At 62.6% G+C, this 16,932-nt stretch carries 22 protein-coding genes and 1 tRNA gene; 8 read left to right on the top strand and 15 right to left on the bottom strand.

The features are described from left to right. Position 1: 1 nt before the first annotated feature. Both MTX21_RS06555 and MTX21_RS06550 read left to right on the top strand, forming a co-directional pair. Complete coding sequence (locus tag MTX21_RS06555) at positions 2 to 2,011, top strand: acetyl/propionyl/methylcrotonyl-CoA carboxylase subunit alpha (RefSeq protein ID WP_280964010.1); 2,010 nt, start codon at positions 2 to 4, stop codon at positions 2,009 to 2,011. Then, positions 2,011 to 2,919: a hydroxymethylglutaryl-CoA lyase gene (locus MTX21_RS06550; protein ID WP_280964009.1), complete on the top strand. Its 909-nt coding sequence runs from the start codon at positions 2,011 to 2,013 to the stop codon at positions 2,917 to 2,919. Before MTX21_RS06555 ends, MTX21_RS06550 begins: the two co-directional genes overlap by 1 nt. A 92-nt stretch (positions 2,920 to 3,011) precedes the next feature. Here the strand turns inward: MTX21_RS06550 and MTX21_RS06545 are convergent, their stop codons facing one another. From MTX21_RS06545 to dctP, 3 genes are read right to left on the bottom strand one after another with little or no spacing between them, the layout of a single operon-like run. Continuing rightward, entirely contained in the window at positions 3,012 to 4,370 is a 1,359-nt protein-coding gene (locus MTX21_RS06545) for a TRAP transporter large permease (RefSeq protein WP_280964008.1), read from the bottom strand. Beyond that, positions 4,367 to 4,921 (bottom strand): TRAP transporter small permease, encoded by a 555-nt coding sequence (locus MTX21_RS06540; RefSeq protein ID WP_280964007.1) that lies wholly within the window; start codon positions 4,919 to 4,921, stop codon positions 4,367 to 4,369. The genes MTX21_RS06545 and MTX21_RS06540 overlap by 4 nt, the downstream gene beginning before the upstream one ends. Beyond that, positions 4,918 to 5,940: a TRAP transporter substrate-binding protein DctP gene (gene dctP, locus MTX21_RS06535; RefSeq protein ID WP_280964006.1), complete on the bottom strand. Its 1,023-nt coding sequence runs from the start codon at positions 5,938 to 5,940 to the stop codon at positions 4,918 to 4,920. The genes MTX21_RS06540 and dctP overlap by 4 nt, the downstream gene beginning before the upstream one ends. Before the next feature lie 338 nt (positions 5,941 to 6,278). Between dctP and MTX21_RS06530 the strand changes: the two genes are divergently transcribed. After that, the gene (locus MTX21_RS06530) at positions 6,279 to 6,506 is read left to right on the top strand and encodes a pentapeptide MXKDX repeat protein (RefSeq protein WP_280964005.1); all 228 of its coding nucleotides are present in this window, start codon (positions 6,279 to 6,281) and stop codon (positions 6,504 to 6,506) included. 113 nt (positions 6,507 to 6,619) lie between these two features. Here MTX21_RS06530 and MTX21_RS06525 read toward each other — a convergent pair whose 3' ends face one another. Next, complete coding sequence (locus tag MTX21_RS06525; protein ID WP_280964004.1) at positions 6,620 to 6,973, bottom strand: DUF6481 family protein; 354 nt, start codon at positions 6,971 to 6,973, stop codon at positions 6,620 to 6,622. A 268-nt stretch (positions 6,974 to 7,241) separates the two neighbouring features. Between MTX21_RS06525 and MTX21_RS06520 the strand changes: the two genes are divergently transcribed. The 3 genes from MTX21_RS06520 to MTX21_RS06510 all read left to right on the top strand — a co-directional run bounded on the left by MTX21_RS06520 (position 7,242) and on the right by MTX21_RS06510 (position 8,658). After that, the gene (locus MTX21_RS06520) at positions 7,242 to 7,466 is read left to right on the top strand and encodes a hypothetical protein (RefSeq protein ID WP_280964003.1); all 225 of its coding nucleotides are present in this window, start codon (positions 7,242 to 7,244) and stop codon (positions 7,464 to 7,466) included. Between the two features lie 63 nt (positions 7,467 to 7,529). Then, positions 7,530 to 7,769 carry a hypothetical protein gene (locus tag MTX21_RS06515; protein ID WP_280964002.1) on the top strand — a complete coding sequence of 80 codons (240 nt, stop codon included), beginning with the start codon at positions 7,530 to 7,532 and terminating at the stop codon, positions 7,767 to 7,769. 172 nt (positions 7,770 to 7,941) lie between these two features. Continuing rightward, positions 7,942 to 8,658: a hypothetical protein gene (locus tag MTX21_RS06510; protein ID WP_280964001.1), complete on the top strand. Its 717-nt coding sequence runs from the start codon at positions 7,942 to 7,944 to the stop codon at positions 8,656 to 8,658. 108 nt (positions 8,659 to 8,766) lie between these two features. Here MTX21_RS06510 and MTX21_RS06505 read toward each other — a convergent pair whose 3' ends face one another. The 4 genes from MTX21_RS06505 to MTX21_RS06490 form a co-directional block, all read right to left on the bottom strand. Further along, positions 8,767 to 8,934: a hypothetical protein gene (locus MTX21_RS06505; protein WP_280964000.1), complete on the bottom strand. Its 168-nt coding sequence runs from the start codon at positions 8,932 to 8,934 to the stop codon at positions 8,767 to 8,769. A 164-nt stretch (positions 8,935 to 9,098) separates the two neighbouring features. Continuing rightward, on the bottom strand, positions 9,099 to 9,380 hold the full coding sequence (locus MTX21_RS06500; RefSeq protein ID WP_280963999.1) for a hypothetical protein: 282 nt from the start codon (positions 9,378 to 9,380) through the stop codon (positions 9,099 to 9,101). A 702-nt stretch (positions 9,381 to 10,082) separates the two neighbouring features. Next, positions 10,083 to 10,244 (bottom strand): hypothetical protein, encoded by a 162-nt coding sequence (locus MTX21_RS06495; RefSeq protein WP_280963998.1) that lies wholly within the window; start codon positions 10,242 to 10,244, stop codon positions 10,083 to 10,085. A gap of 25 nt (positions 10,245 to 10,269) precedes the next feature. Next, positions 10,270 to 10,497 (bottom strand): hypothetical protein, encoded by a 228-nt coding sequence (locus tag MTX21_RS06490; RefSeq protein ID WP_280963996.1) that lies wholly within the window; start codon positions 10,495 to 10,497, stop codon positions 10,270 to 10,272. Positions 10,498 to 10,676: 179 nt separating this feature from the next. On the opposite strand from MTX21_RS06490, the gene MTX21_RS06485 reads away from it, so the two are divergent. Beyond that, on the top strand, positions 10,677 to 11,963 hold the full coding sequence (locus MTX21_RS06485; protein ID WP_280970986.1) for a hypothetical protein: 1,287 nt from the start codon (positions 10,677 to 10,679) through the stop codon (positions 11,961 to 11,963). Positions 11,964 to 12,335: 372 nt separating this feature from the next. Here the strand turns inward: MTX21_RS06485 and MTX21_RS06480 are convergent, their stop codons facing one another. The 4 genes from MTX21_RS06480 to MTX21_RS06465 all read right to left on the bottom strand — a co-directional run bounded on the left by MTX21_RS06480 (position 12,336) and on the right by MTX21_RS06465 (position 14,481). After that, positions 12,336 to 12,635, bottom strand: a complete 300-nt coding sequence (locus tag MTX21_RS06480) for a hypothetical protein (protein ID WP_280963995.1) — start codon at positions 12,633 to 12,635, stop codon at positions 12,336 to 12,338. A 525-nt stretch (positions 12,636 to 13,160) separates the two neighbouring features. Further along, entirely contained in the window at positions 13,161 to 14,057 is an 897-nt protein-coding gene (locus MTX21_RS06475) for a 2-dehydropantoate 2-reductase (protein ID WP_280963993.1), read from the bottom strand. Between the two features lie 10 nt (positions 14,058 to 14,067). Then, entirely contained in the window at positions 14,068 to 14,229 is a 162-nt protein-coding gene (locus MTX21_RS06470) for a hypothetical protein (RefSeq protein WP_280963992.1), read from the bottom strand. Between the two features lie 42 nt (positions 14,230 to 14,271). Continuing rightward, the gene (locus tag MTX21_RS06465; protein WP_280963991.1) at positions 14,272 to 14,481 is read right to left on the bottom strand and encodes a hypothetical protein; all 210 of its coding nucleotides are present in this window, start codon (positions 14,479 to 14,481) and stop codon (positions 14,272 to 14,274) included. Positions 14,482 to 14,835: 354 nt separating this feature from the next. On the opposite strand from MTX21_RS06465, the gene MTX21_RS06460 reads away from it, so the two are divergent. Beyond that, positions 14,836 to 15,000, top strand: a complete 165-nt coding sequence (locus tag MTX21_RS06460) for a hypothetical protein (protein WP_280963990.1) — start codon at positions 14,836 to 14,838, stop codon at positions 14,998 to 15,000. Between the two features lie 371 nt (positions 15,001 to 15,371). On the opposite strand, the gene MTX21_RS06455 is transcribed toward MTX21_RS06460, so the two are convergent. The 3 genes from MTX21_RS06455 to MTX21_RS06445 form a co-directional block, all read right to left on the bottom strand. Then, positions 15,372 to 15,620 carry a DUF3551 domain-containing protein gene (locus MTX21_RS06455; RefSeq protein WP_280963989.1) on the bottom strand — a complete coding sequence of 83 codons (249 nt, stop codon included), beginning with the start codon at positions 15,618 to 15,620 and terminating at the stop codon, positions 15,372 to 15,374. 250 nt (positions 15,621 to 15,870) lie between these two features. Further along, positions 15,871 to 16,125: a DUF3551 domain-containing protein gene (locus tag MTX21_RS06450; protein ID WP_280963987.1), complete on the bottom strand. Its 255-nt coding sequence runs from the start codon at positions 16,123 to 16,125 to the stop codon at positions 15,871 to 15,873. Between the two features lie 453 nt (positions 16,126 to 16,578). Further along, positions 16,579 to 16,655, bottom strand: a tRNA-Arg gene (locus MTX21_RS06445). Positions 16,656 to 16,932: the final 277 nt, after the last annotated feature.

The following is a 16,932-nucleotide window of genomic DNA, read 5'->3' as shown; positions in this document are numbered from 1 at the left end:
GATGGACCGCTCAAACCTCTACCGGCGCTTTCGCACGCTCCTGATCGCCAATCGCGGCGAGATCGCCTGCCGCGTCATCCGCACTGCCCGCGCCATGGGCCTGCGCACCGTCGCCGTCTACTCCGAGGCCGACCGCGACGCGATGCATGTCGCACTCGCCGACGAAGCCGTGCTGCTGGGCCCCGCACGAGCACGCGACAGCTATCTCAACGTCGAGCGCCTGATCGAAGCCGCGCGGAAGACCGGCGCCGAGGCCGTGCACCCCGGCTACGGCTTCCTGTCGGAAAATGCCGAGTTCGCGCGGGCCTGCCTGGATGCCGGATTGGTCTTCGTCGGCCCGACCGCCGGAATGATGACGGCGATGGGCTCCAAGTCCGGCTCCAAGGCCCTGATGGAGAAGGCCGGCGTGCCGCTGGTGCCGGGCTATCACGGCGAGGCCCAGGACGATGCAACGCTGGCGAAGGCGGCCGAGAGGATCGGCTTCCCCGTTTTGGTCAAGGCCTCGGCCGGCGGCGGCGGACGCGGCATGCGCATCGTGCGCTCGGCGGCTGAACTGGGTCCTGCGATCGTCAGCGCCAAGCGCGAAGCGAAAGCCGCGTTCGGCGACGACACCATGCTGATCGAGAGATATGTCGACAATCCCCGGCACATCGAGGTGCAGGTGATCGGCGACAGCCACGGCAATCTCCTGTCGCTGTTCGAGCGCGAATGCACGCTGCAGCGCCGGCATCAGAAGGTGATCGAGGAGGCGCCGTCACCGACGCTCAACGCCACCCAGCGCGATAGCGTCTGCGCCGCCGCACGCAAGGCGGCGGGCGCGGTGAACTATGTCGGGGCCGGCACCATCGAGTTCGTCTCCGACGGCAAGGACGTATTCTTCATCGAGATGAACACCCGCCTTCAGGTCGAGCATCCCGTGACCGAGTTGATCACCGGGATCGACCTCGTCGAGTGGCAATTGCGCGTTGCCTTTGGGGAGGAACTGCCGCTCAAGCAGGACGAGATTCGGCTCAATGGCCACGCCATCGAGGCGCGCGTCTACGCCGAAAACCCGACCAAGAATTTTATGCCGTCGGTCGGCAGGATCTCGACCTGGCGGCTCCCGGCAGAAACCGGCGGCTTGCGCATCGATGCCGGCTATCGCGAGGGCGACGCCGTCTCGCCTTACTACGACGCGATGCTGGCCAAGATGATCGCGTGGGCCCCGACGCGGGATGTCGCGATCGAGCGGCTGAACCGCGGGCTCGAAGACTGCGACGTCCGCGGCATCGTCACCAACATCCCATTCCTGTCCGCCCTGATGACGCATCCGAAGGTGCGGGCGAACGCGATCGACACCGGCTTCATCGAGCGCGAGCTGGCGATCCTGACGCCGGCCGCAACCGCGCCCGGCGAGTTCGAGCTCTGCGCCGCCGTGGCCGCGATCGTGAACGATGAACGCCAGGCCGCGCAGGCGGATGCGAGTTCGCCCTGGCACACTTTTGGCTGGATGCCGGTGGGCAGGCGCCAGCGCAGCTTTTCCTTCCGCGTCGGGCATGGACCCGAGCAGAAGATCGCGCTCAACTATGGCAGCGGTCCGTCGACGCTCGTCATCGGCGAGCGCGAACTCGCCTTTGCCATCACGCCGAACGAGGGCGGATTCGATCTCACGCTCGACGGCGTCAAGTCGCAGGTCGCGGCCGTGATCGACGGTCACGAGGTGTATTTGCGCACCCGCAACGGCCGCTTCGACCTGCACTGGGTTGATCCGTTCGGCGGCGAGAGCGAGGAGCATGTCGGCGAGGACAAGATCGCGGCGCCGTTGCCGGGCACCGTCGTCGCCGTGCTCGCTGAAGAGGGCGCCAAGCTCGAGAAGGGCGCGCCGATCCTGACGCTGGAAGTGATGAAGATGGAGCAGACGCTGCGCGCGCCGTTCGCCGGCGTCTTGAAGGCGATCAAGTGCAAGGTCGGCGACATCGTGCAGGAAGGCGTCGAGCTGGCCGTGGTCGAGCCGTCGAGCGAGCAAGAATGATGAGCGATCAGGTTCGCATCATTGAAATGGGGCCGCGCGACGGCCTCCAGAACGAGAAGACGCCGATCAGCGTCGAGGCCCGCATCGCCTTTGTCGAGGCGCTGGTCGCGGCCGGCCTGGATACTGTCGAGGTCGGCGCCTTTGTCTCGCCCAAGGCGATCCCGCAGATGGCAAGCTCCGATGCCGTGCTGCGCGGCGTGAGCCACGTGAAGGGAGCCGAATTCCACGTGCTGGTGCCAAACGAGAAAGGCTATGAGGCCGCGCGGGGCGCCGGCGCCAGAGTGGTCTCCGTGTTCGCGGCAGCCTCCGAAGGTTTTTCACGCGCCAACATCAACTGCTCGGTTGCCGAATCCATCGAGCGGTTCAAGCCTGTTCTCGCGCACGCCAAGGCCGACGGCGTCAAGGTGCGTGGCTATATCTCCTGTGTGCTGGGCTGCCCGTTCGACGGCGAGATCAAGCCGAAGGCGGTTGCCGATCTCGCGAAGACACTGTGGGACCTCGGCTGCTACGAGATTTCGCTCGGCGATACCATCGGCGTCGGCACGCCGACCAAGGCGAAGGAGATGCTGCGTGCGGTCAGTGCCAACATTCCCGTCGCCAATCTCGCGATGCATTTCCACGACACCTATGGCCAGGCGCTCGCCAATCTCTATGCAGGAATGGAGGAGGGCGTCAGCGTCATCGATTCCGCGGCCGGCGGTCTCGGCGGCTGTCCTTACGCGCCGGGCGCGACGGGCAATGTCGCGACCGAAGACGTCGTCTACATGCTCGAGGGCATGGGGATCAGCACCGGCATCGACATGGAGAAGCTGCTGGCGGCAACCAACGAGATCAGCCGGCTGCTCGGGCGGCCGGCGGCGAGCCGCGTGGCCAATGCGCTGAACGCAAAGAAGCGCCGCGCGACTTAGTAGGGTGGGTTAGCGCAGCGTAACCCACCACTTTTCTCACACATTCGCGAGAAGAGGTGGGTTACGCTGCGCTAACCCACCCTACAATAGCATCACCTGCTCCCGTCCGGCCCCATCACCAGATCCGGCAGCCAGGTCGATATCTCCGGCACGAAGCAGAGCAGCAGCACGGCCGCCATCATCAACAGCACGAACGGCAGCGTGCCCCAGATCACCTCGCTCAGGGAGATGTCGGGAGCGACGTTGCGGATGACGAAGATGTTGAGGCCGACTGGCGGGTGGATCAACCCCATCTCCATCACGATGGTCATGACCACGCCGAACCAGATGATGTCGAAATTGGCAGCACGCAACGGCGGCAGGATGATCGGCGCCGTCATCAGGATGATCGAGACCGGCGGCAGGAAGAAGCCGAGCACGATCACCATGGCGAGAATGGCGAACAGCAGGCCCCAGCGCGGCAGGTGCATCGCGACAATCGATTCGGCGGCTGACTGCGAGATGTGCAGATAGCTCATCACGTAGGAATAGAGCAGGGACATGCCGATGATCATCATCAGCATCGTCGATTCCCTGATCGTCGACCGCATGATGGGACCGAGATCGCTCGGCCGCCATACGCCGTAAATGGCCGCAATCAGGGCCAGCGCCAAGAGACCGCCGAGGCCGGCGGTTTCCGACGGCGTGGCGTAGCCGCCATAGAGCGCGATCATGACGCCGGTGAGCAGCAGCACGAAGGGAATCACGCGCGGCAACACGCTGAAGCGCTCGGCGAGCGTATATTCGTCGCGGGTCAGGATCGCGGCCTCGGGCCCGCCGTTCTTGTAGATCGCTTCGGCCGCCGCATATTCCCTGCGGAAGCGGATCACGGCATAGGCACCGAACAGGCTGACCAGCAACAAACCCGGTCCGATGCCGGCGAGGAAGAGGCGGCCCAACGACTTTTCCGCCGCCACCGCGAACAGGATCATCGTGATCGAGGGCGGCAGCAGAATGCCGAGCGTGCCGCCGGCGGCGATGATGCCGGCGGCAAAGCCGCCGGAATAGCCGCGCTTGCGCATCTCGGGGATGCCGGCCGAGCCGATCGCCGAGCAGGTCGCGGGCGAGGAGCCCGCCATCGCCGCGAACAGCGCGCAGGCGAACACGTTGGCGACGCCGAGTCCGCCGGGCACGCGATGCAGCCAGGCGTGCAGCGCCGAGTAGAGATCCTGGCCGGCGCGCGACTTGCCGATCGCAGCGCCCTTCAGGATGAAGAGCGGGATCGACAAAAGCGTGATCGAGGCCATTTCCTCGTAGACGTTCTGCGTCACCGTATCGAGGGAGGCGGCGGGCATGTAGATGCCCATGAACACGACCGCGACCGCGCCGAGCGCGAACGCGATCGGCATGCCCGAGAACATCACCAGCAGCGTCGCAACGCCGTAAGCAACGCCGATACCGAAAACGCTCATGGCCGCCTGGCTCCGGTGAAGGGCAGCGCAAGCTGCACGATGATCTGTACGCAGAGCAGGCTCATGCCGAGCGCCATCAGCGCGTAGGGAATGGCGAGCGGCGGCGACCACATAGAATTCGAGACCTGGCCGTCGACATAGGCTTCGTGCGCCAGTGTCCAGGATTTCCAGGTGAAAAAGGCGCAGAACAGGAACGTCGCTGCATCGACGAGCCAGAGCCTGATCCTGTTCGCCAGCGGCGAAAGCAGGCCGACAAAGGCCTCGATGCCGATATGGCCCCGGTTCTGCTGCACATAGGCAGCCGTCATGAAGGTCGCGCCGACCAGCAGGAACACTGCGGCCTCGTCCTGCCAATAGTTGGCGGCCTTGAACAAGGCCCGGCTCAGGACGCTGTAGCTGAGGATCGCGCAGGCTGCGACCAGCGCGACTGCCGCGAACACGACGATGACGTTGTTGAGGATGGCGAGAGCGCGATCGAGCGCGGCCGCCGGGCTATTGCCGGCGGCAGCGCTCGTCGGTTCGTCACGATCCGGTAGCGGACCGTGGATCATGCTGCGACGTCGGAGGCGAGCTTGAGCAGTTTCGCCGCGGTCGCGGTCTTGGCGCCGTAATCCTTCCAGGCGGTATCGCGGGCGATGTCGCGCCACTTGCCGACGGTCGCGGCATCGAGCGCGCTGACCTTGGCGCCGGCCTTCTCATAGACCTTGGCGACCTCGACGTCGTCGTCCTGCGCGCCCTTGCGACCGAAGGCCTCGAGCTCGGTGCCGACGGCGAGCAGGATATCCTGATGGTTCTTCGGCAGCTTGTCGAAGATCGCTTTCGACATCATCAGCGGCTCGAGCATGAACCAGTAGGAGGCGCCCGCGCCGGACGTCAGCGATTTCGCCACCTCTTCGAGCCGGAACGAGATCAGGCTGGTCGAGGAGGTGATGCCGGCGTCGCACGCGCCGGTCTGCATCGCCGCGTAGATCTCGTTCGAGGGCACCGACAGCACCGAGGCGCCGGCGGTCTGGAGCACCATGTCCATCTCGCGCGAGCCGCCGCGGACCTTCATTCCCTTGGCGTCCTCGGGCGCAACGATCGGCTTGGAGCGGCTGGCGACGCCGCCGGCCTGCCAGACCCAGGTGAGCAGGATGATGCCCTTGTCGGCGAGGAAGTCGGTGAGCGCCTTGCCGACCGGCTCCTTCTTCCAGCGCAGGCCCTGGTCGTAGGTGGTCACAAGACCCGGCATCAGGCCGATATTGGTCTCCGGCAGTTCGCCGCCGGCATACGGCATCGGATAGAGGCTGATGTCGAGCGCGCCCTTGCGCATCGCGGAGAACTGCGCGTTGGTCTTGATCAGCGACGAGTTCGGATAGATTTCGGCGGCAATGTCGCCATTGCTGCGCTTGGCCACTTCGGCCGCGAACATGCGGCAGAGCCGGTCACGGAAATCGCCTTTATCGATCGTGCCACCCGGGAACTGGTGCGAGATCTTCAGCGTGGTCGCGGCATGCGCGGTGCCTATGCCGAAGCGGAGAATGGCGGGTGCCGCGACGGCGGTCGCGAGCAGGTGGCGGCGCGTGAACATGGATCGATCCCCTTGGACGGTTCTTTGCTTGAATTGGGTAGGTCATGAGACCGGCAGCCCATCCTAGCCGGTCTTTCACCCGATATTCTCTAGTCTGATAGTTCGAGACCGAATGCGGCGGCAAGTCGCAGCGTTGGTGCGCTGCACACTCGCCCTCGGCGGTCCGCGGCACTAGCACGGGCCACCCGGCGAAATTGTGTCGAAGGCATGAAATCCCGGCCACCGGAGTTATCCGGAAAAATACGTGCGGTGCGCGTAACAAACCCGGTCCGCAATCCGTCGAGCAGGATTAGCGGCATCCGTCGCTGGCAAACACCATCTCGAAGGGAAGTTGAACCATGACCATTCGCACCCCGATCGCGCTCGGCGCCGCCGCTCTCTCGCTCAGCCTGGCCTTCGCGCCCGCCTTCGCCATGGATGACATGAAGAAGGACTCGATGAAGAAGGAGACGATGTCCAAGGACGGGATGAAAAAGGACACCATGTCCAAGGACGACGGGATGAAGAAGGACACGATGTCGAAAGACGGCATGAAGAAAGGCGAGGGCATGATGAAGAAGAATTGATCGAGTCTTCATCTTCATTCCGGGGCGCGCGATAGCGCGACCCCGGAGTCTCGAGATTCCACAATTCGCAATGACGAATTGGTGTCCGATGCTTCGCATCGCCCCGGAATGATCTACTTCCGCTTGCCCTTGGCTTTGCGGGCGGCATAGCGCGCGTCGCGCTTGGCCTTCTGCTCGGCTTCGAGCGCGGCCAGCTTGGCTGCCGCCTCCTCGGCCTCGCGGGCAATCCGTGCGGCTTCCGCGGCCGCGGCCTCTTCCTCACGGCGCTTCTGCTCGAGCTTTTCCGCCTCGCGCGCCGCCTTTGCCTCAGCGCGCTTCGCGGCAATCGCCTCGCGCTCGGCGCGTCGCGCCACGACCGCGGGATCGTCGGGCCCCGGCTGAGACTTGAATTTGTTCAAAAGATTTTTGCGGGCTTCCTGTGCCGCCTTTTGCCGGTCTGCGAAGCCGGGTTCTCTGAATCCACTCATCTAACGAGCCTTGTCTTCCTCGCTTTCAATCCTACATCAGTGCCTGTGGGTACGCCGGCCGCACGAAGCGCGCCGGGCGACGGACATGCGTGTACAACCACGCGCGTCGCGAAGCCACCCATAATCGCAGCCGATCAGGTAGACGAAAAATCGCTGGACTAGCCGATCGTTCGTAGCCTGGAAAAACTGCCGAATTGTGATGTCCCTCATATGGGAGCACGGAGGCGGGCGCCTAGCGTCCCGTCCCGCAACGAGACGGAGCACGGGCATGACTTTCCGGCCGAGCCTGAAGGCGATCGCAATCACCTTTGCCGCGGCCGCGCTCGCGGGAGCGGCGCTGCTGCTCACCCGTCCGCAACCGATCGAAAGTGCCGTTCTGGGTGGCAATTGGGAGTGCACCCAGACTGCGTTTGTGCTCACCACCTGCGCACCGCGGGTGGCCCCGGCCGTCGAAACCTCGCGCAAGGATGCCGTCAGGCCGACCAGGGGCTGATCGAGATGTGACGCGACGTCGCAGAGGTGATAAAGCGCCGTCCACCCGCGCGACAAGGTAGCCATGCCCAAGCCCGAACCAGGCGAGAAACCCAAGCCGCAAGCTGGCAAGGCCCGGTCCAACCCTCCGCCCAATCCCCAGTCCGGTGACAGCCGCCGCGCGGCGCTCGCAGGCCTGATCATTGCTGCGGTGATCCTCGGCGTCGGCCTGTGGCTTGCCCGCGACCTCACGGCCGCCAGCAAGATGCAGGACTGCCTGATGTCGGGCCGCACCAATTGCAATGTGATCGAACCCGCCCGCTGAGGCCGGTTCCAACAGCCCGATCCGGACGAAAAATTGCCGTGATCCTAATCATTTGTAACGAGACTTCGCCGTTCAGGCAGGTCAGTTATGTCGGCCGGCATCACCCTTGTCGCGTGAGAATCGTCTATCGCGCAGGGATCAGGGCCGTCGAGAAGTAGGGGGTCAGGCACCAATGAGTGCGTCCAGCCGCATGAAGATCATCGTTCCCTTGGTTTCGGCCATGTCGCTGCTCGCGTTTTCGGTGCAGGCACAGGAGCCGGGGCCGGGCGCCGGCGCACCGCCGGCCCAGAACGCTCCGCAGAACACCCGCAAAGGCCCGCCGCCGCAGCAGGCGGCCCGGCCCGCGCCTCAGCACGGGGCGGGTGGTCCGCCGCCGGGATGGTACGTGGCCCGTGGCGCCGCGCCGGCCCGCGATTGGGGCGGACACAGGTATCGTGGTAATCTCGCCTGGGAAGGCGGACGCTGGCGCCATGAGGTCCACAACGGCCGCTCGGGCTGGTGGTGGGATGTCGGCGGCGTCTGGTATTACTATCCGCAGCGCATGGATGGCCCGCCCGCCTACATCTCCGAGGAGTATGTCGATGACGTGCCGGTGGCCTATGCGCCGCCGCCGCCTCCGGTCGCTTATGCACCCCCGCCGCCTCCACCGCCACCGGCGGATCCCGGCGCGAGCGCCCTTGGCGGTGCCATCGTTGGCGGCGTGCTCGGCGGCCTGCTCTCGGGCAACGCAACCGGCGCGGCCGCTGGCGCCGTTCTTGGCGGCGCGACCGGCGCGATCGCCGGTGCGACGGCCGCCTCGCGGCCTGGCTACTATCTGGCCGAGGGCAACTGTTACTACCGCTACCCCAACGGCCAGTATGTGCTCGCCGATCCCCGGGCGTGCTACTGACCCTCTGACTGAACGTTTGATCCGAATGAGGCGGGCCGGTGCCCGCCTCATTTGTTTTTGCGGACGTTGGTGGCCGATGATGTTGCCTCGGCCTGGACTCGCCGCACCTTAGGACGCGAGCCGGTTCAGGAGCGTCACTGCAAGCCAGATCAGCCCGCCGATCCTGGCGGTCATTACGATGGCGATCGTTGCGAGACAGGCGACACCGAACAGGTCGGGTCCCCGTGGCGAGGCTGCTGCGTCAGCCTCTGCTGCTGTTTCGGCGTCTGGTGTCATGACGTGAACGGCCATCCATGTTGTTGTGTCGCGCTCCGCGGAGCGTCGTGGCGCTGTTTAGCGGAGGCGTCTCGGCGCAGGCTGTGACGCGATTCACAAACGCGCTTCACCTCTTTGTGCGCTAGGTATTCAGAACCATCGCAAGCCTTGGAGCTTACTCCCAGTCACGAAGCGATCAGAAGGAGTGACTTCATGAAACTGGCCGCGATCACGTTAAGCCTGGCCCTGGCAATCTCGTCGACAGCCGCTCTCGCGCAAACCGCAGGCGGCTCCGCCGGAGGCGGCACATCGTCGGGGCCTTCAACCGGCGGCGTGGGCACATCGAGCGGCGGCGTGTCCTCCGGTTCGCCCGGCAGCACCACAGGCACCAGCACCACAGGCACCGGCACGGGCGGAGCGACCGGCGCGACCGGTGGGATGAACACGACGATCAATCCATCGGGCAACACGTTGCTGCCGGGAAGCCCGAACCCGTCGCAGCCCGCACCGCCTCCGAACCCGTCGACGGGCCGCTGAACTCGTCATTCAGGCGATAACGAAAACACGAAAGCCGGCGCGACGATGGTTGCGCCGGTCTTTTCGCACGGCATATCGCACCCGAAAAGCCTCACCTGTTTCGTCCGACGCGAATCATTGGCCGATGGCAACCGCAGCCCGTGAAATCCTCTCCGCAATCATACGGACGAAATTGCCATGCGCTTGTTCAGATCGACCGGGTAGATTTGGCTTCATGTGTACCAAGTACGATCCACAGCGCGAGGCCGAGGCGGCAATGAAGCGGGCCGCGGCATCTGAAGGCGACGACCGGCAAAGGTTGATTCAGCTTGCCCTGGCCTGGCAACAACTCGCGCGCGAGCGTCGCGACGAGCAGGCGGACTAGTCGCGTGCGGCGAGATTCGGTCGGCGGCCGGCTGCCGATACGCGCGATGGTGGGGAGGCGATTGCAGAAACGTCTATGAGAAAAACCCCATGCTCGAGAGGCGAGCACGGGGTCCTTCAAAGCCGACCGGGGCTGGCAAGTCGGCACTACACAATTTCCGGTGTGCAACGCGCTGCTCGCAGGTTCGTTCCTCGGAAATCGTAAAGAGAATGATCTATCGCATAAGTAGCGGTACGATATCCTTGCAACCATCAGCAAAGTACTGAAATTACGAAGACTTCTTCCTCTTGTTCTTCTTCATGACTTTGGCCTGGGCGCGGAAGGCGGAGGCCAGCGCCTTCATCTGGTTGGCCACAAACGCATCCGCCACCTGCTGAGCGGCCTTCTCCGCAACACGCGCCTGCTGTTTGAGCGACTTGGTCGGCTTCATCGGCGCCACATCTGGGTCCAACTGTCTACTTTCTCTTCTCGTCCCTCTTGGGGGCGGCTTTGGAGGTGTCCTTCATCTCGGATTGATTGGCCCTGTTCACGTTCATGCCGGTCGTGTCCATCGAACCCTTTTCCGTGGCCCCGTTCATATTCTCCGGCCGCTCCATGCCGGTTTGCGGAGCAGGGCCTGTGTTCTGGGCGAAGGCCGGGCCGCAGATGAAAGTGAGGGCGGCGACTGCAATAACCCTGTTCATGGCGGACTCCCCTTACGCAGGACTACCTTCCTGCCGTGGAGTTTGTTCCTGTGCGGGCGGAACATTTCCATGCACGGTCACGTTGCATGATACATGCTATGGCAACCCGGGCCATCGCCGCAGGTGGACCCAAGGCGATCACCGAACGTTGGTCTCCCACCGCATCTGCCAAGATCCGCATGGAGACCGTCCGAGCCTATCTGCAACGGAAGCATCAGGAACTCAGGCTGCTCGATGAGTGTCTGAGACGCCCGCTGCGTTTCGCCTGTCCTCGATCCGTCGAGGAGGTGATCACGTCCAAATTCCAGATCACCGCGGCGCTGAGGGCCGAGCACGCGCTGCATGACTGGAAGGCGACAGAGACGGCGTGGTCGCACACGAGTTGCCCTGCCAGCGGCCCATTCGCATTCAGATACGACTATCAGCGCGCGGATCTCGAGGTGCGCGGCCCACCATTCTATGATCCCGAGGATCTCGGCGCTTCGGAGACGATCTACACCTCGTCCGGCATGGCTGCGATCTCGGCGCTACTTCTTGCGTCCGCAGAAATCCTCGGCAAGGCGGACATGCTCACGCTGCCCGGCTCGTACGGCGAGACCCTGGAATTCGTCCAGAGCTACGCCCGGCATTTCCGGCTGATCACGGTGGAGCATCCGCTCGATGGGGCGCTTGGGTCGTCATGCTCGCCCCGCGTCCTCCTGCTTGACTCATGCATTGATGCGAGCGCGTTCGAGGCCATCCTGCGCTGCGCGAGCCCGACGCTGGATCTCCTGGTTTTCGACACGACGTGCTTTGCCAGCAGGTCTGGCCGCATCCGGCGCGTCCTGCGATGGGCGCGGAGGTGGGACATTCCAGTGGTCATGGTGCGCAGCCACACCAAGCTGGATTCGCTTGGGGCCGAGTATGGCCGCCTCGGCTCGGCGGTCTTCGTCCGTTGGGACGAGAGCGCCGTTCGGGCACGAGGTAAAAGACGTGAACAACTGCCGGCGGAAACCCGCAACGCAATTCGGCTCCTTGGCGGCGCGGCCCTGCCAGCGCATTTCCCGCCCTATGTCGGCACAACTGACTATCAGAGGCTGGCGAAAAAACGTGTTGCAGCCATCCTGCGCAACGGCCGTCGCACCGCGCGATGTTTTGCCTCCGAGCTCGCGGCGTGGCCGGCCGAGCTCAACTTCACCCACGGCCTCTATGTGACGCTCGGCACGACCCGCTTCCTCGATGAGGCAGCCGCGCGGCGAGCCGCCGAAGACATGAGCGACGATCTCAGCCGGAAGGGATTTCCAATTCGCCACGCCGGCAGCTTCGGTTTCGATTTCGCCGCGACCGAGTGGTTTCATAACTCGGCGAACGGTCAGTACAGCGTTCGGGTTGCCATCCCCGATCTACCGACCGCGCTGTGGGATGATCTGACCGCGGCGATTGCAAGGTGGTGGGCAACGCATCAGTTGGAGCTTGTCGAGGGATGAGCGAAGCCTTCGCGACCCGGCAGAAGGAAGGCAGCGGGCGGCTTTTCGACAGTGATTTCAACCAATAGCGAGGCTGGCGATCCCAGCACGAGCCTTGTGCAGCGGGTCCTTGGCCGAAATGGACAAACAGGCGCCCCAGAGGTCAGCAACCGACCACGTCTAACACCGCGCGTGAACTGTGCTGTTCGCGCCGCCACCTTGATCCAGTGCTCCACCATAGTCCGGCCGATCGCGATGCTCGGAACCCGGACCCTCAAGGTCCATCCGGCAGGCGGCCCGGAAATAGATCGGGGCCAACGTCGCCGCGAGTGCAGCGCGTTGAAATCGGAGATGCCATCGACCCCGAGTAGACGGAGAGGAATGCTGCTCTGCTCAGGCTATGCTCTGGTTCAATCTCGCGTCGGCGAAACAACGTCCCACGACATCAATCGGCGGCTTGCAATTCGCGTCGAAACGCGATTTTGGCGCGAGCAATCCATTTTGACGGTTAGGCAGCGCTCGCATAGCAGGCAGCCTGTCACCTTTGACTGCTCGATTGGCAACCTGATCGACAACTATGGCAGCTTTCGCGCTAATATCTGCCTGGTAGGAAAATGCCTGCTGCGCCCCAATTAGACCGGCGAGGCTCACGATGCAGGTAAGGAAATGCGACGTGAGTGTCTTCAAACGCATGACAACTACTCACTCAGGAATGTCCGCTTGCCCCCCTGGCATAGGTTCTGTCGCGCGAAGGAGCTTTGGGGTTCAAAGTCCTTGGGTGCATCCCACCAATCTCCCCGGCCACCAATCACCTCAGCCGCCGCCTTGTGAGAAGGCATTGAGGTGAAAACGACGGGCAGGAAGAGCGGGCTGCCAATCCCAAAATTGATGCTGATTAAAATGCCACAAATGCCAGCACGCAATGATTCAGCCTTTTTGGCCGGACGCAGTCCTCCTTGAGAGCCCGCTGCTGTGTCAGCGCATCGGTGTAAGGCAGACACGTTGTGCTCACCGCGAGTTATTCCGGATGTGACCCCTGGACGACCTCCACCGATCAGAAATCTTCCGCTTTGGCGTCAATAGCGCCACTTGGCTGGACGGCCTTATATCCTATTGCGGGCTCGGCTTCCTCTTGTTGAGGGAACGTCCAGAACAACTTGAATTGGGCCATGTGCAGGATCTTAGCGACCCAAGTCGAGGCCAGCGTCACACATCGCATCACTGTTTGTGCTTCATCTCAGCCAGCTTCACCATCACCTGAAGGGCACGATTAGTCGGTGTTGGAATGCCCAATTCGGCACCCTTGCGCACGACGTGCCCGTTGAGAAAGTCGATCTCGCTTGGTTTGCCACGCGCGAGATCCTGCGCGGTGGACGACTTCTGGTTCGGCATGGCCGCCGGAATTTTCAATATCTGGTCAAGCAGGTCTTCCTGCACGAGGACGCCGCAAGCACGGGCGACGGTGATGGCTTCCTGCACCGCGCTGGCCACAACATCCCTCGTGCCTTCGACGTCCAGCATCGGTCCGTAGGAGATGCCCGCCACGGCAGAGAGCGCGTTATAGGCGCAGTTCGTGACCAATTTGCTCCAAAGGACCTTCTCGATGTCGTCGTTCACGGTCGTCTGGATGTCGGCCGCGCGCAGCGTTTGGGCCAACGCTTCGCTTTTTGGGGATGAGCCGATTACGAGGGCGCCACCGCCATGATGCCTGACGTGGCCGGGGCCGGCCATTTCGCTGCCGACATAAACCACGGCAGGAATAACAGGATGACCAGTGACGGCGCGAAGACGCTGCGGATTGTCGACGCCGTTCTGGAGGCTGATGATAGACGTTTCCGGACCTAAGCGTCCGGCCAAAGACCGACCTGCTTCTTCCGTATCGGCTGACTTGACGCAAAATAGCACCAGGTCTGGCGAGGCGAGGGAGCTTGCATCTGTAGCCGCACTGGCAGGCAAGTAGTCCTTGAAGTTCTGTGTTTCCAGGAGGAGGCCATGCGCGTTGATCGCATCGACGTGCGTTTGCCTGCCGATGAACATCACATCATGCGCAGCCCTCGCCAGTAGGCCACCATAGTAGCAGCCCACTGCTCCAGCTCCGACGATCGCGATTTGCACGGCATCTCCCTTAATGGCTGAGTAGTCTGTCAGGCGGCAGCTTTGCTTTCTTTGTCGGCGCGTCGCGCGACGATCCTTGGATCGTCGTCGGGCAGGGGCGCAGCAAGACTTTCGCTTCGTCCCACGGCGCGTGCAACAACACGTCACGCTCCTTGTCGAAAGTCAGGATCATCGGCCTAGCCTTCGGGTGGACTGACACCAGCACCGCGTTCGCTCAGCGATCAGTAGACGTGAGGACCCCCTTTGCGTCGCTCAGCTTCCGCATGTAGTAGCCTTGCCTTTGAACCGCCGACTTGATCTCGTCACTAACTTTGCGAACCTTCTTCTTGGATTTGCGCCATCGCCCCGACTTGTGTGGGGGTATAGGAAGTCCCTTACTAACGACGAGCAAGTCCCGTCTTTCGTTTAAATAAACGTCAAACATGTGCCACCCCGAGCCAATTTAACGTTGTCGTTTCGGTGCAAAAGGGCAGTTGAAAAATTCACGCTGGGCTTTTTTAGCCGCTTCATCGCAGCACTGTCGCTTTGACAATAACACCTATCTTTCGGTCCGCATCCTGTGAATAGCGGGGAAGATTCCCGGTGTTCATCCAATCTGGCGCGTTCTTCTGCTTGTATGTTGTTCGGATGTCACACGTACACACCAACAAATTTCCGCATCGCGTCGCGGTGAACGCCTCATGGCTTGCACCCCAGGCAAGGGAACAAGCTGTGGATTAAAGGCAAGTTGAACCCAAGAGGCGCGGTTGATGGAACCAAAACGCCGTGGGAGTCAACGATGCCGATTAACGAGCTGATAGACAGATTGATCGAAGAACACCGGGGCGACGTTCACGGGGCCTTACAGGCGCTCCTCCGGCTCAACGAGCGGCTCGAGGCCGAGTTGCAATACTTCTATGAACAATCCGACATCACTCCACCGCACAGAGGCACGCTGCACTAGACCATGGTTCGCGGCAGTAAGGCCAAATCACCTCGTCCGCGGCGCGGTTGGTTGAAGCATTATGTGAGCGCTGCGGGAAGCGGCGACAGGTTGCCAACGTAGCGGCTGATCGCGCGAAATAGGTTGATGATCGCTGCTTTGTTGATCGTGATGCTGTTAGAGATTGCACATCGGCGAAGGCTACGATCGAAACGGTGCGCAGTAGATCACGTACAGCCAGCCCAAAATGCCGTGGATGATCGCCTAGAGGATCGACTTGTTTGTGGGGGCGGGTCCTCTGAAGGCCAGGCGGCCGATATTCGATCCAACCGCTTCGAGTGGAATATGCGTGAAAGCCTCGGTCACCTTCCGCCACCAAGGCTGCCCTGTCATCAATAGGCGCGACCGCGCGGCGACCCTTGCGGCCAATATGGATTATCCAAGCACATGGCCGGAAGTCCCGATGCCGCTGCTCGGCACTGATCCCATGATGTAAACTTGCACTCGAAATATGTGCCGCCACCCCAGACCCACCTTTGCAGGCAGACCGGAAATCTGGAATCGTAGGTTTGCGCTGCGGCGGGCACGACTACCGACAACACCGCACCGCTCAGCAATAGCCAAAGTAGCAGTCTGCGCATCGCCGGCCTCATCTCAGATCGATCATTTTTGGGAGCCTGATAGACGCGCCAACGGGGCACAATCGCGAAGTTCTCAAAATCTGGGCGCGTACACAACGCCCGACGTTTTCCCGAATTCGCTGCCGTCTTGTGGTGCGGGTGTCGTGGCCCTTGTTTGTCAGCGCGAAGCCGCAGGCGTAGCGCAGCCATGTGCGGGTGGACCTCGAACGGTAGCCATTCAGACACGTTCATCTCCCGCCGGGAAACTATTTTAGTAGACGCGGCGATAGTATCGTCCCGCAGGCACTCGCGTGTTCGCAAAATACGGATTGATGACGCACTGAGCCCCGCGGCCCGATGCCGTCGCGTTGCACTGGGGCAGCGAGGTGTAGCGGCATTCGTAATAGTTCGCTTCCGGGTGATACACGTGTAGGCAAACCGGATAAGCCGCATCGTACGTCTGGGCCGCCGCCGGCCCTATTGAGAGCGTCCCGATTGCCAAAATCACAAAGGTCAGAATGCGCATCAGAACCTCCTTGGGAATTGGCGGCTGGGGTTGGATGGCAGCTCCGCACTAACGCTGAAATAGGGATTGGCGCCGCAATCCCCCAACCGTGTGCATTCGGGGCACCTCGTCGCGCATGCGGCGATAATCCCAATCTGGTGCGCAGGCACTCCGTTCGACGCGCTGGCGCGGCAGAACTTCCGAGTTCACACCGGCCCACAACCAAATAGGAGGCGAGTCGGGTGCCAGAAATCCGCCGGCCTTGCCAGACGCTGCGACGGCCACTCGGTCCGCTCCACCACGACCACTTCGAACCTGTGGGTGCAAGCACGCCACCGCAGATCACAACGCGACCGCTGTTTCCACGGAGTAAGCTCCAAAAGAACGAATGCAGAAAGCTCGTGTTGCGTGGGTTGTCAGACGTGCGCGGCGCAACACGCGCCGAAGGAAAACCTTATAAGCACCTGAAATGATTGGCGATCCCAGCAGGACTCGAACCTGCAACCCGCGGAGTAGAAATCCGCTACTCTATCCAGTTGAGCTATGGGACCGTCCGGTGCCGGCCTCGTGAGGCCTGCCGATCTTCTATCATGGCAAATATGAAAAATCCGCATGTCCGCCAAGCCTGAACCGAACCGTTTTCACCCCAAAAGCGACAAAGCGGAGCGGCGGAGTGTGTTGCGAACGGTTCGCGCGATTTGGCGATAGGCGCCGGGTCGCGTCCGGAACATGCGCTGCCGCTACATCTTTCCACTGCGCCGTCTCTTGACGGCGGTTCTTGGCGGCTTGGGCTTGCCGTGCCATGGCGCATGCGACGTATTGCACTTC

The organism is Bradyrhizobium sp. ISRA430, from assembly GCF_029909975.1.
In the GTDB taxonomy this organism is placed as follows: domain Bacteria; phylum Pseudomonadota; class Alphaproteobacteria; order Rhizobiales; family Xanthobacteraceae; genus Bradyrhizobium.
Note: the sequence above shows the minus strand (reverse complement) of the source record. Positions and strands in the feature narration are given on the sequence as shown.

Excerpts from the sequence above, each read along its gene's own strand:
- MTX21_RS06470 (WP_280963992.1), bottom strand. The coding sequence starts at position 14,229 with ATGATCCTGACTTTCGACAAGGAGCGTGACGTGTTGTTGCACGCGCCG.
- MTX21_RS06505 (WP_280964000.1), bottom strand. The coding sequence starts at position 8,934 with ATGACACCAGACGCCGAAACAGCAGCAGAGGCTGACGCAGCAGCCTCG.
- MTX21_RS06450 (WP_280963987.1), bottom strand. The coding sequence starts at position 16,125 with ATGCGCATTCTGACCTTTGTGATTTTGGCAATCGGGACGCTCTCAATA.
- MTX21_RS06545 (WP_280964008.1), bottom strand. The coding sequence starts at position 4,370 with ATGAGCGTTTTCGGTATCGGCGTTGCTTACGGCGTTGCGACGCTGCTG.
- MTX21_RS06540 (WP_280964007.1), bottom strand. The coding sequence starts at position 4,921 with ATGATCCACGGTCCGCTACCGGATCGTGACGAACCGACGAGCGCTGCC.
- MTX21_RS06455 (WP_280963989.1), bottom strand. The coding sequence starts at position 15,620 with ATGCGCAGACTGCTACTTTGGCTATTGCTGAGCGGTGCGGTGTTGTCG.
- MTX21_RS06495 (WP_280963998.1), bottom strand. The coding sequence starts at position 10,244 with ATGAAGCCGACCAAGTCGCTCAAACAGCAGGCGCGTGTTGCGGAGAAG.
- MTX21_RS06480 (WP_280963995.1), bottom strand. The coding sequence starts at position 12,635 with ATGCGTTTGAAGACACTCACGTCGCATTTCCTTACCTGCATCGTGAGC.
- MTX21_RS06510 (WP_280964001.1), top strand. The coding sequence starts at position 7,942 with ATGAGTGCGTCCAGCCGCATGAAGATCATCGTTCCCTTGGTTTCGGCC.
- MTX21_RS06460 (WP_280963990.1), top strand. The coding sequence starts at position 14,836 with ATGCCGATTAACGAGCTGATAGACAGATTGATCGAAGAACACCGGGGC.
- MTX21_RS06515 (WP_280964002.1), top strand. The coding sequence starts at position 7,530 with ATGCCCAAGCCCGAACCAGGCGAGAAACCCAAGCCGCAAGCTGGCAAG.
- MTX21_RS06520 (WP_280964003.1), top strand. The coding sequence starts at position 7,242 with ATGACTTTCCGGCCGAGCCTGAAGGCGATCGCAATCACCTTTGCCGCG.
- MTX21_RS06525 (WP_280964004.1), bottom strand. The coding sequence starts at position 6,973 with ATGAGTGGATTCAGAGAACCCGGCTTCGCAGACCGGCAAAAGGCGGCA.
- MTX21_RS06485 (WP_280970986.1), top strand. The coding sequence starts at position 10,677 with ATGGAGACCGTCCGAGCCTATCTGCAACGGAAGCATCAGGAACTCAGG.
- MTX21_RS06550 (WP_280964009.1), top strand. The coding sequence starts at position 2,011 with ATGAGCGATCAGGTTCGCATCATTGAAATGGGGCCGCGCGACGGCCTC.
- MTX21_RS06465 (WP_280963991.1), bottom strand. The coding sequence starts at position 14,481 with ATGTTTGACGTTTATTTAAACGAAAGACGGGACTTGCTCGTCGTTAGT.
- MTX21_RS06530 (WP_280964005.1), top strand. The coding sequence starts at position 6,279 with ATGACCATTCGCACCCCGATCGCGCTCGGCGCCGCCGCTCTCTCGCTC.
- dctP (WP_280964006.1), bottom strand. The coding sequence starts at position 5,940 with ATGTTCACGCGCCGCCACCTGCTCGCGACCGCCGTCGCGGCACCCGCC.
- MTX21_RS06555 (WP_280964010.1), top strand. The coding sequence starts at position 2 with ATGGACCGCTCAAACCTCTACCGGCGCTTTCGCACGCTCCTGATCGCC.
- MTX21_RS06490 (WP_280963996.1), bottom strand. The coding sequence starts at position 10,497 with ATGAACAGGGTTATTGCAGTCGCCGCCCTCACTTTCATCTGCGGCCCG.